The 15,206-nt window shown below is 64.1% G+C and carries 13 protein-coding genes; 10 read left to right on the top strand and 3 right to left on the bottom strand.

Features of this window, described 5'->3' with window-relative positions; all coding sequences use genetic code 11:
• Positions 1-11 precede the first annotated feature (11 nt).
• The 10 genes from FY036_RS19120 (at position 12) to FY036_RS19075 (ending at position 12,770) form a co-directional block, all read left to right on the top strand.
• Positions 12-1,922 carry an ATP-binding protein gene (locus FY036_RS19120; protein ID WP_148916369.1) on the top strand — a complete coding sequence of 637 codons (1,911 nt, stop codon included), beginning with the start codon at positions 12-14 and terminating at the stop codon, positions 1,920-1,922.
• On the top strand, positions 1,922-3,208 hold the full coding sequence (locus FY036_RS19115) for a DUF6638 family protein (protein ID WP_148916368.1): 1,287 nt from the start codon (positions 1,922-1,924) through the stop codon (positions 3,206-3,208). The genes FY036_RS19120 and FY036_RS19115 overlap by 1 nt, the downstream gene beginning before the upstream one ends.
• Before the next feature lie 10 nt (positions 3,209-3,218).
• On the top strand, positions 3,219-4,337 hold the full coding sequence (locus FY036_RS19110) for a DUF2333 family protein (RefSeq protein WP_148916367.1): 1,119 nt from the start codon (positions 3,219-3,221) through the stop codon (positions 4,335-4,337).
• A gap of 148 nt (positions 4,338-4,485) precedes the next feature.
• Positions 4,486-6,165, top strand: a complete 1,680-nt coding sequence (locus FY036_RS19105; protein ID WP_148916366.1) for a formate--tetrahydrofolate ligase — start codon at positions 4,486-4,488, stop codon at positions 6,163-6,165.
• A gap of 183 nt (positions 6,166-6,348) precedes the next feature.
• Positions 6,349-7,068 (top strand): phosphatase PAP2 family protein, encoded by a 720-nt coding sequence (locus FY036_RS19100; protein ID WP_201744810.1) that lies wholly within the window; start codon positions 6,349-6,351, stop codon positions 7,066-7,068.
• Positions 7,065-7,907, top strand: coding sequence for a DUF1206 domain-containing protein (locus FY036_RS19095; RefSeq protein WP_148916365.1), 843 nt, complete (start codon positions 7,065-7,067; stop codon positions 7,905-7,907). The genes FY036_RS19100 and FY036_RS19095 overlap by 4 nt, the downstream gene beginning before the upstream one ends.
• 211 nt (positions 7,908-8,118) lie before the next feature.
• Positions 8,119-10,308, top strand: a complete 2,190-nt coding sequence (locus FY036_RS19090; protein ID WP_148916364.1) for an anthranilate synthase — start codon at positions 8,119-8,121, stop codon at positions 10,306-10,308.
• Positions 10,309-10,313: 5 nt separating this feature from the next.
• Positions 10,314-11,222: a cation diffusion facilitator family transporter gene (locus FY036_RS19085; protein WP_148916363.1), complete on the top strand. Its 909-nt coding sequence runs from the start codon at positions 10,314-10,316 to the stop codon at positions 11,220-11,222.
• A gap of 10 nt (positions 11,223-11,232) precedes the next feature.
• Positions 11,233-12,150: a 2-dehydro-3-deoxygalactonokinase gene (locus tag FY036_RS19080; protein WP_148916362.1), complete on the top strand. Its 918-nt coding sequence runs from the start codon at positions 11,233-11,235 to the stop codon at positions 12,148-12,150.
• Entirely contained in the window at positions 12,147-12,770 is a 624-nt protein-coding gene (locus FY036_RS19075) for a 2-dehydro-3-deoxy-6-phosphogalactonate aldolase (RefSeq protein WP_148916361.1), read from the top strand. Before FY036_RS19080 ends, FY036_RS19075 begins: the two co-directional genes overlap by 4 nt.
• On the opposite strand, the gene FY036_RS19070 is transcribed toward FY036_RS19075, so the two are convergent.
• The 3 genes from FY036_RS19070 to FY036_RS19060 are packed head-to-tail and all read right to left on the bottom strand — an operon-like array spanning position 12,764 to position 15,167.
• A complete protein-coding gene (locus FY036_RS19070) occupies positions 12,764-13,678 on the bottom strand; it encodes an SMP-30/gluconolactonase/LRE family protein (RefSeq protein WP_148916360.1) in 915 nt (304 codons plus the stop codon). The two genes, FY036_RS19075 and FY036_RS19070, sit on opposite strands and share 7 nt — an antisense overlap.
• 36 nt (positions 13,679-13,714) lie before the next feature.
• Positions 13,715-14,239: a gluconokinase gene (locus tag FY036_RS19065; RefSeq protein WP_235897719.1), complete on the bottom strand. Its 525-nt coding sequence runs from the start codon at positions 14,237-14,239 to the stop codon at positions 13,715-13,717.
• Between the two features lie 4 nt (positions 14,240-14,243).
• On the bottom strand, positions 14,244-15,167 hold the full coding sequence (locus FY036_RS19060) for a carbohydrate kinase family protein (protein ID WP_148916359.1): 924 nt from the start codon (positions 15,165-15,167) through the stop codon (positions 14,244-14,246).
• Positions 15,168-15,206 lie beyond the last annotated feature (39 nt).

Here is a 15,206-nt window from a genome sequence, read left to right as displayed (position 1 = left end):
GGAGAAGCCTGATGGACACCGGCCTGACCGCGATTTCCGAAGCCGATATCGAGAAGCATCGCGCCATGGCGCAAAGCTTCATCACACGTGTCGTGGTGCTGGAGGATACGTCCGGGCGCTCCCAGACGGAGCTGGCAGGCACCGGGCGGCGGTTCGTCTCGACCGTGTCGACCGGCTCCGTGCGACGCACACGGGAGGTGGAACTGTCGAAGACCGTACAGGCCGTGCGGCCGGACGACCAGTTGCTATCGATCCCGCAGCACACGCTGCTCTATAGGGCAAGGCGCGGGCTCGCCATCGCCATGGCCGTCGCCGACACTTTCGCGAAATCGACGGCGCTGGAGGATTTGCAGGCGAAGAACGCGCGCTCGCCGCTGGAGGGCGACGACGTTGCCCACTACAAGCGTCTGCTTTCGGCTGCCTCCTATGTCGCCGCTTTCACATTCGCATCCTATCTGCTCCAGACGGTGGAAAGCGATACGGAAGCGCCTGGCGACGTGGCCGAGCCCGAGTACGCGTTCGATACCCAGCAAGACGCGCTCAAGGCGCTGATCGCGGGGCTGGATGCTGCGCTTGCAGGAGCCAAGGACGACATCGACCTGCCTGCGCGCACGCGTGCCTTCGCCACGGTCGCCATCGAGGGGCTCCTGTCGCGCAAAGGCCGCTTCGACGCCCTCGGGGCGTTCGAGAACGCGCATATCCGTATCGAGCGCGACGATTTCACCATCGACGGATTCGACGTCGCGCCGGGCCGCAAGGCGAAGCCGCTGGTGATGCAGTTCCGAAAGCCGGAAGAGGTGGTCGGCAACCACATCGCCAAATACCAGTCGCTCAAGCTCGCCAAGATGCTGATGGCGTACGACCTCGACCGGCAGCTCAACCCGTTCGTGGAGCTGGGCGGCTTCCTGTTCACCTTCATCGGCGACGGCGCGCCTGGCACCGGCAAGACGACGCTGATCCAGATGATCGCGGGCATCGTCAACGACTATGCGCAGGTTGCGGGCGTGCCGTTCCACTACGAGAATTTCGGCGTCGACCAGATTTCGTCCTATCAGGGCAAGTCGGGCCAGAACTGCCGCCAGTTCATCAACAACATCCTCAACCCACGTGCGATCGGCTTTGGCACCATCGACGACATCGACCAGGTGGCGGCCAAGCGTTCCGACGACCGTGCATCTGCCGGCCAGCAGGAAATCACAGGCGTGCTGATGGATGCGTTCGCGGGTGCGGGCACCGTCGTGCGCGGCAACTGCTCTTTCGGGATGTTCTCCAACTATCCAGAGAATGTCGATGATGCCCTGCGCCAACGTGCGGGCGCGCGTTGGCTGGTGGACGGGCCGCAGACGCGCGAGGACTACATCGACATCTTCGTGCTGCTGGCCGGCAAGAACCACAAGATACCGCTGGGCGAGCACGCGCTCTTCGAAGCACAGGAAATCCAGCGTGCGGTCGAGACCGCCTATGAGGAGCATGCGAAGCCGCGGGAAGAAGGGCTAAAGCGGGTCTACGACCGCTTCCTCGATGAGCGAGGCGAGCCGAAGTCGCTTGCCGACGTGGGCGACTATCTCCACCGCATCAAGGAGGCCGAACCGCGCTTCACCGGCCGCGCGATCAAGAACGTCACCGACGCGATCAAGATGCGCGCCATGGACATCGAGCTGCCGGACGAGTGGTTCGAGACGCGCGAGGCATTCATGGGCAAGAGCTACGACGACAAGAAGGCGATGATCGAGGAACTGCGCCGGCCGTTCACGATGGACATGGTTATGCAGGAGATCAACCGCTACGCCGACTCCGAATTCCGCTACTCCGACAAGTCCGACGACTCGGCCGTAAAGAAGCTGATCCGCGACGCGAGGCTGCGCGAAAGGGCTGTCGGCGAAATCGAGGCGATGAAGGCGCGGGGAGCGTGGAGCGCCTGATGGACCTGCTGCGCGACAACGAGCTGATCTATGGCAGGCTGTTGACCGTCGACGAGCCGCATCTGATAGAGCGCTACAACAAGGCGCTGAAGGCGTTCGGGCTGAAGCCGACGAAGCGCGACACGATCGAGATCGACCGCACCGGTTTCTCGCCGCAGGTGGCCGAGGACCTGGGCGACACAAGCTATCTCGACCCCAACCAGATCAACCGCCGCTTCATCATCCTGACCCCGCAGCAGATCGACCTGCCGGTTGTTCACACGGCGTTCTCCAACACTTCGCAGCTCCTCTACGAATTTCTCTCCGCCAACGCCCGCGTCATCAATGCGCTGACGATCAAGGACGTTCTGTATGGCGAGATCGAGGATTCGGTCGCCAAGGTCGAGGATATCGAGGATCTTCTGTCTATCAATCAGGTCGAATTCAGGGTGCTGTCTGCCGAGGACGTGACGGGCAAGGCCGCCGAACTGGCGACGCTGGTGGATCGGCTGAAGCAGGAGCCCGAAGCGTGGCGCGACACCGCCATGATGGAGCACATGGTGGAACTGGCGAAGGTGACGGGCGACATCCGCCAGAACGCGCTGGTGCCCGATCAGGTGATCTTCCGCCACAACGCCTACTGGACGAGCCATTTCGGCGGGCTTTACGTCTTCGTCGATCCGGACATGACGACGGTCATCAGCGACCCGTCTGCTCCCGGCTTTCGCCGGTCGCGGCCGTGGCAGGTGAGCTATCTGTCGCTGCACGACGCCGAGCGCGTGTTCGACTTCCTCGTTTCGACCGGCCGGGTTGAGCTGCCGCGCGCATCGTGGATCGAGCAGTCAAACTATCTGGAGCATCGCGCCGAGATGGTCGTTCGCATGCTGATCCATCAGGGCGACCCGAAGCGCGACCTTGCCAATGCCGACCGGGTCTGGCTGCAGAGCTGGATTCACAGCCATGCCGACCTCATCAATCGCGAAGGCACCTTTCCCTTCCTCAATGCGGCCAAGCGAGAACTGGCGCAGCTCGGCCAGATGAAGATGGATGACGTGCGGCCCGACCGTCGCTTCCTGCTGGTGCGGGCAAAGCCCGAGCATCCCGACGCGTGGCTGACCAACCGGTTGATCTCGGATTTCGTACCGTTCGATTTCGTGTCGCGCTATATCTTCAACAAGCAGGGCTTCTACGCCGACTACGAGGGTTTCAATGCAGTCTGGCGCAAGCATGTTGTGGACACGCTGAAAGATACGTATCTGAAGGACAAGGCGGGTTTCCGCGCGCGGCTCTATGGCCTGAAAGACTGAGGGCGAACCAATGCTTGATCCGATCGTCAGCTTCTTCACCCGCGTCTTCCAGGCCATTGGCCGGGGCATCGGCGTGGTCATCGGCGTGCTGCTGATGCCGTTCATATGGGCGGGGCGCTGGTATGCGAAGCGCGGCTGGATATTGCGAAGCGTGGTCGGGCTCATTCTGGCGGGGATCGTGATCCTCTACGCATATTTCTTCTACGTCACCCAGTTCTGGACAAACTTCGATCCGGACTATCCCAGCCAGATCGTACAGACGGGCGGCACGACGGCTGCCGGCGAGCCTGTAGGCACCACCACGGGACAGCAGGCCGCGCAGAGCTGCAAGCCATCGGCGATTACTATTGTGGCCGCCGACCTGGTGGATTTCAACGTGAACCAGAATGCGTGGATTTCCTCGATGCTGGTGTCGAAAGCTGGACTTTTCGGCATCGACTGGCGCTACACGCCGTTCTTCGACAACAAAGCGGCCTTCCAGCTGGGCATCAACCAGGTTCTGCGCCGCACCACGACCGAACTGGTCGATACTCTGGGACGCGTGCGCGGCACCTCGCAGATCGACCAGAACCTGCAGGACGCTCGCACGGCCATGGCGTGGAGCGAAACCGCCTGGTACATCGGCTGGCGGGGCCCGACGCGCCCGTCGCCGAGCGTGTTCCGAGAGGGCAGGGAAAAGCTGCTGGCCTTCAACGCCAGTCTCGAAAGCTGCCAGGCGACGTTCGACGCGCGCGCCGACAATCTGATGCAGTTTCTCGACCGCATCGCGGGCGATATCGGCTCGACCTCGGATATCCTGCGCCAGCGCATCGAGCAGTCGGACGCAGGCTGGTTCGATCTCCGCGCCGACGACCGGTTCTGGTTCGCCTACGGCCAGCTCTACGCCTATCACGGCATCCTGACGGCTGCGCGGTCCGACTTCGCGGCCGTGATCGCCGAGCGTAACCTCACGGCGCTGTGGACGCGCATGGAGCAACAGCTTCGCAGGTCGCTCGACGTGCAGCCGTGGATCATCTCGAACGGCAACGAGTCGAGCGCGTTCTTCCCGTCTCATCTGGCGACGATGGGCTTCAACCTGCTCCAGGTTCGGTCCAATCTGGTTGAGCTCCGGCAGGTGCTGGACCGTTAGCGCAGGCAGCGGCAGGCGCGGGGCCTGTCGCATTTCGCGCATTGCGCGGCTGTTTTGAGACGGCGACATGCGCCCCTGTCGGGCTTCTATGCGCGCAACGACGGCGCTTTCGCCGCGTCGCAAACAAGCCGACCTTCGGGGGAGACACATGGCCGAATTCAAGACCGACATCGAGATCGCGCGCGCCGCAAAAAAGAAGCCGATCATGGAGATCGGGGCGAAGCTAGGTATCCCTCATGAGCACCTGCTGCCTTACGGCCACGACAAGGCGAAGGTGTCTGCCGAGTACATCAAGTCGGTAAAGGGCAACAAGGACGGCAAGCTGATCCTCGTCACCGCGATCAACCCGACACCTGCGGGCGAGGGCAAGACGACAACGACGGTCGGCCTCGGCGACGGGCTCAACCGCATCGGCAAGAAGGCGGTGGTCTGCATCCGCGAGGCTTCGCTGGGGCCGAATTTCGGCATCAAGGGGGGCGCTGCCGGCGGCGGCTATGCGCAGGTCGTGCCGATGGAGGACATGAACCTCCACTTCACCGGCGACTTCCACGCCATCACCACGGCGCACAACCTGCTCTCCGCTCTGATCGACAACCACATCTACTGGGGCAACGAACAGCAGATCGACGTGCGCCGCGTGGCGTGGCGCCGCGTTATGGACATGAACGACCGGGCGCTGCGCGAGATCATCTGCTCGCTCGGGGGCGTGGCCAACGGCTTCCCGCGCGAGGCCGGCTTCGACATCACGGTGGCGTCCGAAGTCATGGCGATCCTCTGCCTTTCGAACGACCTGAAGGATCTCGAGAAGCGCCTCGGCGACATCATCATCGGCTATCGCCGGGACAAGACCGCCGTCTACGCCCGCGACATCAAGGCCGACGGCGCAATGACGGTGCTGCTGAAGGACGCGATGCAGCCGAACCTGGTGCAGACGCTGGAGAACAATCCGGCCTTCGTCCATGGCGGGCCGTTCGCAAACATCGCGCATGGCTGCAACTCCGTCGTCGCCACCACCACGGCGCTGAAGCTGGGCGACTACGTCGTCACCGAAGCGGGCTTCGGCGCGGACCTTGGTGCCGAGAAGTTCTTCGACATCAAGTGCCGCAAGGCCGGGCTCAAGCCGGCCGCCGCTGTCATCGTCGCCACGGTGCGTGCGATGAAGATGAATGGCGGCGTCAAGAAGGACGACCTCGGTACCGAAAACGTCGAGGCGGTGAAGAAAGGCTGCGCCAATCTCGGCCGCCATATCGAGAACGTGCGCCAGTTCGGCGTGCCGGCCGTGGTCGCCATCAACCATTTCTATTCCGACACCGACGCCGAAATCCAGGCGATGAAAGACTATGTCGCCTCGATGGGCGAGGAGGCGATCCTGTGCAAGCATTGGGCGCAGGGCTCGGCCGGCATCGAGGAACTTGCCAACAAGGTGGTGGAACTCGCCGAAAGCGGTTCGTCGCAGTTCGCGCCGCTCTATCCCGACGACATGCCGCTGTTCGACAAGATCAACACGATCGTCAAGCGCATCTATCGCGGCTCCCACGCCATCGCCGACAAGTCGGTGCGCGACCAGCTTCACCAGTGGGAGCAGGCGGGCTACGGCAATCTGCCGGTTTGCATGGCCAAGACGCAGTATTCGTTCTCGACTGACCCCAACCTGCGCGGCGCGCCTAACGACCATGTCGTGCCGGTGCGCGAAGTGCGGCTGTCGGCCGGCGCGGGCTTCGTCGTGGCCGTCTGCGGTGAGATCATGACCATGCCGGGCCTGCCCAAGACGCCGTCGTCGGAGAAGATATTCCTCAACGAGCACGGCCAGATCGAAGGGCTTTTCTGACGCTCACCATCGGTGGCGTCTCGGGGCTTGCGGGCGCGCTTCCACACGAAGCGCGCCCGCTTTCGTTGTTGCTCGGCCGATGGCCGGAACCAAATTTCGTCGGGATTATTTCTTAGCCAAGATGAGAGGGCATCAGTTGCAAGTCATTCATGCACCGCAGCGGCAGTCAGGGGGCGGTAGGCCATGACCGCGATCGGCGAACTCGTGCGCGGCATGCGCGACACCCGATCCGCACTTCTTCCTGTCGCGCTGATGGCACTTCTGGGAGCGGCGGTCTTCGCGTTCCTGCAACTGGCCGATGAGGTGGGCGAGGATGAACTGGGCGCGATCGATGAGGCGCTGCTGCTGCTCTTCCGCGATCCGTCGGACCGCTCTCAGGTGATCGGCCCGCCTTGGCTCGAGGAAACGATGGTCGAGATCACCGCACTGGGTGGTTATCCGATCCTCGTCGTAATGGTAGCCGTCGTCGTCGGATACCTCTTCATGATGCGAATGGCCGGACCGGCGCTGTTCGTGCTGGCATCCATCGTGACGGGCACGATAGCGGGCCACGTGCTCAAGCTGGTCTATGATCGGCCGCGCCCCGATATTGTCGATCACCTGGTTGCCATTCACACGCCCAGCTTTCCGAGCGGCCATGCCACGATGAGCGCCGTCGTCTATCTCACGCTCGCTTCGCTCATCATGCGGCTGGTCGATTCCACGCTTGTGCGCGGCTACGTGCTGTCGGTAGCGGTCTTGCTGACGCTCGCAGTCGGCATCAGCCGCGTCTATCTCGGCGTGCACTGGCCGAGCGATGTGGCCGCAGGCTGGGCGCTGGGTGTCGCCTGGGCCAGCCTTTCGTGGCTCGTCGTCGCCGCGTTGCGTGTGTATCGCGAGCGCGCTCGGGAAAAGGCGCGATGAAAATCGCACGCGCCGCCCAGGTCGATCCCACCTGGATAAAGCCCGTCGCGCGGCTCGGCTATGCCGCTCGCGGTGTCGTCTATCTAGTGATTGCTCTCTTTGCCCTTTCCGCCGCGATCCGGGGCGGTGAGACGGAAGATACGCGCGGCGCGCTGGAGTTCATGTCCAGCAGCGCTTTCGGCGATGTCGTCGTTCTGGTGCTGATAGCTGGTCTCGCGGGTTATGCGATCTGGCGCTTCATACAGGCCATCTTCGATCCGGATCACCACGGCTTCGACCCGAAGGGCCTCGGCGTCAGGGCGGGGCTGCTCGCGTCCGGGTTCAGCTACTCCGTGCTGACCATCTTCACGTTTTCGCTCTGGCGAGGCGCCGACGACGGTGCGGGAGAGGGCAATGGCGGCGCATTTGCCGAGTTCCTGTCGGGCCTCGTCGGCGCGCGGCCTGCTGCCTGGTTGCTGGCCGGTGTATTTCTCGTCGTGGCCGGTGCGCATTTCGTCAAGGCGATACGCAAGCGCTATCGCGATCATATCAAGGTGCCGCCGCGCTTCGATGAATGGCTCGACCCGGTGGCGATCACTGGGCTGTGCGCGCGTGGACTGGTGTTCGCGGTGATCGCGATCCTGTTCATTACCCGTGGCGTTAGAGGGTCGGGCGACGGTGCCGATACGCCGGGGCTTGGCGACGCGCTGGATTTCATTATCGGCCTGCCTATGGGATGGGTGCTGCTGGCGATGATGGGCGCCGGCCTGCTGGCGTTCTCGCTCTATTCCGTCACGCAGGCGCTTTGGCGGCGGGTGAATGTTGAAGATGCGTCGCTGCGGCTCGGTGCCGGCAGATGATCTACTGGAAGCGCGACATGGCAGTTGCGCCGGACCGCCAAGATCGCTAATGAATTTGCGATGATCGCGCGTTCGAACAAGACCCTTTGGTGGTGGGCCAGCTAGCTAGCGGCCAGCGAACGCGTGCGCGTGAAATGTGGTGGCCGCAACGGATTTCCGGGCGGCCATTTTGTTTTCAAGCTGATCCGGAAACCTCGATGGAGACGGATGAATGACGGTGGAACTGCTTGAAAACGGCGCGGAGCGCTTCGTGACGGCCGGGGGCGTCGCGATCACCCGCCAGCGCCACGACACGCCCTATGAAGGTGCGATCGAGACCTATATCGACGCGCTGGATTCGCGGCGCGGCTGCGTTTTTTCCTCCAATTACGAATATCCGGGTCGCTACACGCGCTGGGACACCGCGATGATCGACCCACCGCTGGTTGTCAGCGCCAAGGGCAGGGCGGTGCGCATCGAAGCGCTGAACGCGCGTGGCGAGGTGCTGCTGCCGCTGATCGCAAGGACGGTGGGTGCTTCGCCGGACGTGACGATCAGTGAACAGACCGGCAAGCTGGTCGCTATCCAGGTGGCCGAACCCGGCCGTGTCTTCGCCGAGGAGGAGCGCAGCAAGGCACCCACCGTCTTTACCCTGTTGCGGGCGCTGGTAGATCTTTTCCGCTCGCCGGAAGACAGCAATCTCGGGCTTTATGGCGCATTCGGCTACGATCTCGCTTTCCAGTTCGACCGTGTCGAGGAGAAGCTGAAGCGCGGCGAAAGCCAGCGCGATCTGGTGCTGTTCCTGCCCGATGAAATCCTCGTGGTCGATCACCATCAGGCAAAGGCCTGGCACGATCGCTACGACTATGCGGGCGAGGGCTTTTCCACCGAGGGCCTGCCGCGCGACAGCGTGGAAGAGCCGTTCCGCGCGTCGGACCGCATCCCGCCGCGCTGCGACCACGAGCCTGGCGAATATGCGCGGTTGGTGGACAAGGCCAAGGAGAGCTTCCGCCGGGGCGACCTGTTCGAGGTGGTGCCGGGGCAGATGTTCTTCGAGCGCTGCGAATCCAAGCCCTCGGACATCACCCGGCGGCTCAAGAAGATCAATCCGTCGCCCTATTCCTTCTTCATCAATCTCGGCGAAGGCGAATATCTGATCGGCGCGTCGCCGGAGATGTTCGTTCGGGTCAACGGGCGGCGGGTCGAGACCTGTCCGATTTCAGGCACCATCAAGCGCGGCGACGATGCGATTTCCGACAGCGAGCAGATACTCAAGCTGCTCAACTCCAAGAAGGACGAGAGCGAGCTGACCATGTGCTCGGACGTCGATCGCAACGACAAGAGCCGCGTCTGTGAGCCGGGCTCGGTGCGCGTCATCGGCCGTCGCCAGATCGAGATGTATTCGCGACTCATCCATACGGTCGACCATATCGAGGGCCGCCTGCGTGAGGGCATGGACGCATTCGACGCCTTCCTGTCGCACGCATGGGCTGTCACCGTGACGGGCGCCCCGAAGCTGTGGGCGATGCGCTTTATCGAGAACCACGAGAAGAGCCCGCGCGGCTGGTATGGCGGCGCGATCGGCATGGTGCATTTCAACGGCGACATGAACACCGGGCTGACGCTGCGGACCATCCGCATCAAGGATGGCATTGCCGAGGTACGCGCCGGCGCGACACTGCTCTACGATTCCGACCCGGCCGAGGAAGAGGCCGAAACGGAGTTGAAGGCATCGGCGATGCTGGCCGCCATACGCGAGGCGTCGGCCGGCAATGCGTCTGCGGCAGAGCGCGAGAGCGCAAAGGTGGGCGAGGGCGTGTCGATCCTGCTGGTCGACCACGAGGACAGTTTCGTGCACACGCTGGCGAACTATTTCCGCCAGACAGGGGCGACGGTTTCGACCGTGCGCACGCCGGTTGCCGAAGAAGTGTTCGACCGCATCAATCCCGATCTCGTCGTGCTGTCGCCCGGACCGGGCAGCCCGAAAGATTTTGACACGAAAGCGACTATCGAGAAAGCGCGCAAACGTGACTTGCCGATCTTCGGCGTGTGCCTCGGGTTGCAGGCGCTGGCGGAAGCCTATGGCGGCGAACTGCGCCAGCTTGCAGTTCCCATGCACGGCAAGCCTTCGCGCATCCGCGTCAACAAGCCGGGTACGATCTTCTCCGGCCTGCCGAAGGAGGTGACGGTCGGGCGCTACCATTCGATCTTCGCCGATCCGGTTCGCCTGCCGGACGAGTTCCTCGTAACGGCGGAGACCGAGGACGGCGTCGTGATGGCATTCGAGCACAGGAGCGAACCTGTCGCGGCGGTGCAGTTCCACCCGGAATCGATCATGACCCTTGGCCAGAATGCGGGGATGCGCATGATCGAGAACGTTGTGGCGCATCTGCCGCGCAAGGCGAAGGTGAAGGCTGCCTAGGGACGATGACCACCAAGCAGCGCATACGACGCCTCGCGGCGTGGTCCATCGTCGTCGCGTTCGGCGTGATGGGCCTCAAGTTCGTCGCGTGGTGGGTGACGGGCTCGGTGGCGCTCTATTCGGACGCGCTGGAATCCATCGTCAACGTGATCGCTGGCTTCGCCGCCTTCTGGGCGATCTCGGTCAGCCACAAGCCGGCCGATCGTGATCACCAGTACGGCCACCACAAGGCGGAGTATTTCTCCGCGGTGCTGGAAGGCGTGCTGATCGTCGTCGCGGCGTTGCTCATCATGGGTGCGGTATGGCGAAGCTGGCAGGATCTCTCGCCAATGGAGCAGCCCTGGGAGGGGCTTGCCATCAACGGGGTTGCCGCCGCCATCAACTGTTTCTGGGCGCTGCTGCTCATCCGCGTCGGGCGGCGCGACAAGTCTCCGGCGCTCGAAGCCGATGGCCACCACGTCATGACCGACGTGGTCACATCGGTGGGCGTCATCATCGGCCTCGTTGCCGCGGTGCTGACAGGATGGCATTTCCTCGACCCGTTGCTGGCGCTGTTGGTGGCGCTGAACATCCTGTGGCAGGGCTGGAAGGTCATCACCTCGTCGCTCGACGGGCTTATGGATCGCGCCGTCCCGATCGACGAGAACATGCGCATCCGCGACATCATCTCGACCAATTCGGCCGGCGCGCTGGAGGTGCATGACCTGAAGACGCGCATTGCGGGGCGTGCGACCTTCATCGAGTTTCACATGGTGGTAGACGCGGCAATGAGCGTGGGCGAAAGCCATGCCATCTGCGACAGGATAGAGGCGGCGCTGGGCGACGAAATACCGTCGGTTCGCGTTGTTATCCATGTCGAGCCAGACGACGAGGCCAAGCTGCCGCTTGGCACGGCCGCGGTGCCGTTTGCCTGAGGAGGCGGGAATGGGAGGAGAGCCGTTCGTCGCTGCGGTGGACTGGGGAACCTCGTCGTTCCGCCTGTGGCTGCTTTCGCGCGATGGCGCCGTGCTCGGCGAGGCGCGCAGCGACGAAGGCATGATGAAGGCTATGGAGACAGGCTTTGCCGCCGTGCTCGAGCGTCATCTGGCCGAACTCGGCGCGCCCGAGGGCCTGCCCGCGGTTGCATGCGGCATGGTCGGCGCGCGGCAGGGATGGAAGGAAGCGGCCTACATCGACACGCCGGCTTCCCTCGACGATGCGGCTGCGCGTGCGGTGAAGGTGGAGCATTCCCGAGACATGCGCATTCTGCCGGGCGTCGCGCAGCGCGACCCGCACTGGCCGGACGTGATGCGCGGCGAGGAAACGCAGCTTCTGGGCGTGATCGCCAGCGGCATGAGAGCGGGTCTCGTCTGCATGCCTGGCACGCATTCCAAATGGGTGGCGCTGGAAGACGGCGCGGTCGCACGCTTCGCCACCTTCATGACCGGCGAGACCTATGCGGTACTCGCCTCGCACTCGATCCTGCGGCTGGCCATCGACGAAGGGCAGCAGGTGGCGGCCGACGACCCGGTCTTCGTCCGCGCGGTGCGCGAGGCAGTGGACGAGCCGAACCTGGCGATCGGAAGGCTGTTTTCCATCCGCTCAGGCCCGCTGCTAGGCTTGCGCGACGGTGCGGAAGGCGGGGCGCGGCTTTCAGGCCTGCTCATCGGGCTGGAGATAGCCGGCGCGCGGGCGCGCTTTGGCAGCGGCGATACCGCGCTCGTCGCCTCCGGGCGGCTGGGCACGCTTTATGCGGCCGCTCTGGACGCGGTAGGTGCGCGGGTGCAGGCCATCGATGCGGACAAGGCGGTGCGCGCCGGCCTGCTGCGCGCGGCAAACACGATATGGGGAGACGGAACATGACCGCATGGCCGCAGCTCAGGCGTTCGCTCGTCGCGATCCTTCGCGGCGTAGGGCCGGACGAGATCGAGCCTATCGCTGCGGCGCTGATCGAGGAAGGGTTCGAGGCGCTGGAAATCCCGCTCAACTCGCCGGAGCCGTTCGTCTCCATCGGCAAGGCGGTGCGGCTTGCGCCGCAGGGCTGCCTCGTCGGCGCTGGCACGGTGCTGGAAGTCGCCGACGTGGACCGGCTGGCTGATGTCGGCGGCCGGCTGATGATAAGCCCGAACGTCGAGCCAGCCGTCATCGCGCGGGCCGGCGAGAAGGGCTTGGTGTCGATGCCGGGCGTATTCACGGCCACCGAGGCGCTGCTTGCCGTGCGATCCGGCGCGTCGGCGCTGAAGTTCTTCCCGGCCAGCGTTCTTGGGCCCGCAGGCATCAAGGCCGTGCGCGCGGTGCTGCCGCCTGAACTCGAGATCGGAGCGGTGGGCGGTGTGTCGGAAGCCGACTTCGAGAACTACGCCGCCGCCGGTATCCGCACATTCGGCCTCGGCACCAGCCTTTACCGGCCAGGCATGAGCGCGGATGAGGTGCGTGCCCGTGCCCGTGCCTCGATCGCCGCCTACGACGCCGCGTTTCAGTAGGTACGGTGGCCGTTTACCAGCAGGTAGACGGAGTAGAGCGAGGTGGTGCCGGTGATGAAAAGCCGGTTGAGCTTGGCGCCGCCGAACACGCAGTTCGACACCACCTCAGGGATCAGCACCTTCCCGATCAGCGTACCGTCGGTGTCGTAGCAGTGAATGCCATCGGCCGCGCTCGTCCAGATGCGTCCTTCCGTGTCGAAACGGAAACCATCGAAGAAGCCAGCCGTGCAGTCGGCGAAGACCGTGCCGCCGGACACCTTGCCTTCTGCCGATACGTCGTAGACGCGCATGTTGGCCGGGTTCTCCGGACCGTGCGAGCGGCCGGTATCGACGACGTATAGCTTCGTCTCGTCGGGTGAAAAGGCCAGCCCGTTCGGCTTGACCATGTCCGTGACGACCGCGTCGACCGTGCCGGTTACCGGGTCGACGCGGTAGACGTAGGACGCGCCGATTTCGCTTTCGGCCTTGTCGCCCTCGTAGTCGCTGTCGATGCCGTAGGTCGGGTCCGTGAACCAGATCGTGCCGTCTGAGCGCACGACCACGTCGTTGGGCGAGTTGAAGCGCTTGCCCTTCCAGCGGTCGGCGATAGTGATGACGCGGCCGTCATATTCGGTGCGGCTGATGCGCCGGCCGCCATGCTCGCAACTCACCAGACGACCACGTCGGTCGACCGTGTTGCCGTTGGTGTTGCCTGCGGGCTCACGGAAGACCGAGACGCTGCCGTCGGTCTCGTCCCAGCGCATCATCCGGTTGTTGGGAATGTCGGACCAGACGACGTAGCGTCCGGCCGCGAACCACGCCGGCCCCTCAGCCCAGCGGCAGCCGGTGTAGAGCCGTTCCACCTTTGCCGTGCCGTTGACGAGGCGCGCAAAGCGTGGGTCGATAATCTCGTAGGGGCCTTCCGACATGCCTTCTCCTCCCGAAGCTCCGGTTTCCCGTAAAGACTATTTTTCGCGTGAGCGTATGTACGACGAAGCCTCGCTCACAAGGTTTTCGATCAGCCGCGTCGCGTCAAGCGCCAGCGCCGCTTCGTCGCCGGACGGGGGCTCCAGGTCGGCGAACTGGCTCTCGACCAGGCTGGTCGGCATGAAGTGGCCCTTTCGCATGCCGACGCGGCGAAACGCCGTCTCGCGATCGAGCGCTAGATGGACGAACACAAGCGACGGGTTCTGCGCGCGCAGCCGGTCGCGGTATTTGCGTTTCAACGCCGAGCAGGTGGCGACGACCGGCGCGCCTCTTGCCGTTCGTGCCGCGATCTCGCCGGCGACCGTGTCTAGCCAGCCGGCGCGGTTATCGTCGGTGAGCGGCGTGCCGGCTGCCATAAGCGCAACGTTTTCGGGCGGATGGAAGCTATCACCCTCGATGAAATCCGCACCGAGCGCGCGGGCGAGCGCGGCCCCAACGGCCGACTTGCCGCAGCCCGCGACGCCCATCACCACCACGGGCGGCAAGGTTGAAGCTTCGCCCATCGTTTCAGCCAAGCTCATGCCGCCATGGAGGGTTCGCGCCGGGACGCGAGACGGTGACAGCGGCGGCCCCCATGGCGAAATCCAGCGCAGCGCGCAGGTCTGTTTCCGACAGTACTGCCAGTTCTTCCTTGTGCAGGAGGCCGGCCTCGTCGAGCGATGCGAGGATGCCGGCGTTGAAGGTGTCGCCGGCGCCCACGGTATCGGCGACTGTCACCGGGCGTGCCGGAACGTCTACCCGCGCATCCTTCGTGTAGCCGACAGCGCCCTTGCCGCCGCGTGTGATGACGACCACCTTCGGCCCTGCGTGCAGCCAGCGGCCGGCGATCTCGTCATGACTGCCGGTCTCGCCGAACCAGGCGAGGTCTTCGTCGGACAGCTTGACGATGTCGGCCATGGCGATCATACGCCGCATGCGCAGCAGATGCCGGTCCTTGTCGGGAATGAAGCCGGCGCGGATGTTGGGGTCGAGCATCGTGACGCGGTGCTCGTGCTCACGGCGCATCAGCGCTTCATAGGTCGAGCCGCAGGGTTCCGGAATCAGACTGATGCAGGAAAAGTGCAGCGCCTTTATCTCATCATCAAGCGCCGGAAGATCAGCCTCTTCAAGCATCCGGCCGGCCGTATTCTCGTCATAGAAGGTGTATGTGGCGTGGCCGTCGGTCAGATGGACGAAAGCCATCGTCGTCGGCTTGTCGGAGAAGCGCACGTGGCGCAGGTCCACCTTGCTGGCGGTGAGTGCGTCGCTGAGGCGGCGGCCGAAAAGGTCGTTGGAAATGCCTGAAAAGAAAGCCGTCTGGGCACCGAGCCTTCCCAGCGCGATGGCGGTATTGAACACCGCTCCGCCCACATACGGCGCAAAGGCCGGCTCTCCCTCGCTCGTGCTGCGCGGCAGCATGTCGATCAGCGCTTCGCCGCAGCACAGGATCATCGGCACCTCCGTTTGGATGTGGTTGCTTTAATCGATTGA

It is taken from the genome of Neoaquamicrobium microcysteis (assembly GCF_008180155.1).
Lineage (GTDB): Bacteria > Pseudomonadota > Alphaproteobacteria > Rhizobiales > Rhizobiaceae > Aerobium > Aerobium microcysteis.
This window is presented reverse-complemented; position numbering and strand designations above follow the sequence as displayed.